General features: G+C 39.2%; 2 protein-coding genes. Both read right to left on the bottom strand.

The features are described 5' to 3' along the window. Positions 1–458: MerR family transcriptional regulator (locus DQG13_RS30220; RefSeq protein ID WP_181593106.1), on the bottom strand; the 458-nt coding region annotated here is incomplete at its 3' end. A 1408-nt stretch (positions 459–1866) separates the two neighbouring features. After that, positions 1867–2211 (bottom strand): hypothetical protein, encoded by a 345-nt coding sequence (locus tag DQG13_RS30215; protein WP_113023909.1) that lies wholly within the window; start codon positions 2209–2211, stop codon positions 1867–1869. Between the last annotated feature and the right edge of the window lie 52 nt (positions 2212–2263).

Below are 2263 nucleotides of genomic sequence, written 5' to 3'. Positions count from 1 at the left end.
TTCGACAGGGGAGAGTGAAAATCCTTTCCGAAAGTCGGGTATTTGGATATTTTTTCAAAGGATTTCAACTCCTTTCGAGGAGACCTAAGTAGTAACAAATATTTATACACACTTTCGATATTCTGCTTATCCTTGAGCATATGAATAAGTTGCTGTAAAACAAGGCCCAACGCATTGAGCTGTTCTTTTTCCTTTTTGGATTCATCAAGGTGGGAGGTGAAAACAGATATCACTTTTGACAATTCGCCCGATGTAAATATCTCTTGAATAGAAGGGATAGAAAGACGCAGCTTGCGTAATAATACAATCTGCTTGATTTTCTGCGTATTTTCTTCATCGTAATAACGGTAATCGTTTTCTCCACGCAAACTCTCTAAAATCCCTACGTTTTCCCAATAATGTAATGAACGGTGCGAAATCCCAAATTTATTGGTCACATCACCGATTTTCATCAACATAAAAGTACCTCCGTTTTGTTGACATATATTTATCATACAACCTTACGTAAGGTAAGAGTCAATATCTTTTCAAGAGAGGGGCTTAAATCCCTGACTGCATTGCTGCCAGTGGAGCGATGGGGTTCTGGAAGGAGAGAAAATAGGTTATTCCTCCCCTGCTCCAAATCATTTTTCTGCGCCGCGGCTATCTTGCACAACATTTAGTCGTTCCTTGAGCAAAGAAAGTGTGACCAATTAGATCAACTGCCTTTGTTGTGAAAGAAACCTTTATCTAATGCAGTAAACCTTGACTAATTTACAAATCATTATGATGACCCCGTATCACTCTTTCCGCTTCCCTATCACAACCATCGGCAAGTTTTCTAAGTGCCTCGGCAAACCTAAAATACCCAGCATTCTCAACAGCCTCAGCTTTAGTTCGATACTCCTCAGCTAATTCTCTCTCGGGTGCACCTGTTGGGTCTACCCAATGAACACCGCGAGAATTATATAAAGCTACTCTGTATCCTTCTCGTACCTCTTCAGCATCCTTCTCATCCAGCACCATTGTAACGGCCTGGTCAATCCATAATCCGTTTGGATCAGGAGGACAATGGATTAAACCTCTCCTACTTGATCCATTGCTATTTCTAAATGGCCAGTTTGTAGCGCAATTTCTTTCATTGCATCTATCCATTTTCGGAATTTATATGCGGTGGATTCAGACGCCGTGCTCGTCCGCTTTGCTCCCTGCACGCGGGCGAACCCCTTCGTCAGGGGCCCCATCCGGCCTGCGGCTCCAATAAAAAAGACGTTGACCCAATGGTCAACGCCTTTTTTATTATGGAGCCTAGGGGGATCGAACCCCTGACCTCATCGCTGCCAGTGGAGCGTTAGGTTTCTGGAAGGGGAGTAAGCAGGTTATTTCTCCCCCATTCCAAATCATTTTTTTGCGCCGCGGCTATCTTGCACGACAGTTAGTCGTTCCTTGAACAACGAAAATGTGACCAAATCTGTGACCACAGACTTCATTATCTTAAGTGGTCAGTTAGATATCGAACGGTTCAGCGCCTTTCCTCAATTATTTTAGAGAGCCCTAAAATGAAACCTCTCTTCCAAAGTCCAGTGAAATATCCTCGTTTTTCTATGTGCTTTGCAAAATAGAACTAAACGGATGCTTCAAGTTTGCCAAATTAAATAAGTTGTGGTTTTAATGAATTGTCAATTCCCCTTTATGTACACACCTAATATATGATCCTTTCCACTCAATCCCGTTTTTCATCTTATCGTTGTTCATTGATCAAATGAACTGGAAACCAATTTTTCAAATGATTTCGGGCTTATAACCTTACAGAAAAACCATTGTAAAATATCTGTTAATCAAACACAATGAAAATTGCTCCACAAGATAATCATTGTAATAAATATACTAATTTTGAACATCAATAACATCAATGATACTCTGCGGTATTGATTGATTATCATTCGTCATAATCATTTCATTTTTCATAGTACCTAACAAGTTATTTTTTAAATATTCATAGCCGTAATCCTTGTTTATAATCTGCATTAATTCCTCAATTGATAAAGAATTAACAAACTCTTCATGTTTCCATGCCCATTTCCATGAAAGTATTTCAGTTGCTAATCTAAACCCAAGCAAGTTGGTTAATATTGTCCAAATGCCAAACATTTTCTGCGTGTAAATTGTTCTTTCAATTAATGCCTTGTTTACATTTTTAAGATTATTAATAATATGACTTGAGTGTTGCAAAAACTTTGCTGTCGAGTAAGCGAAGTTAGAGTCGTTCTTTTAGAACCTTCGT

Source organism: Paenibacillus sp. YN15 (assembly GCF_003285005.1).
Taxonomy (GTDB): Bacteria; Bacillota; Bacilli; order Paenibacillales; family NBRC-103111; genus Paenibacillus_AR.
This window is presented reverse-complemented; position numbering and strand designations above follow the sequence as displayed.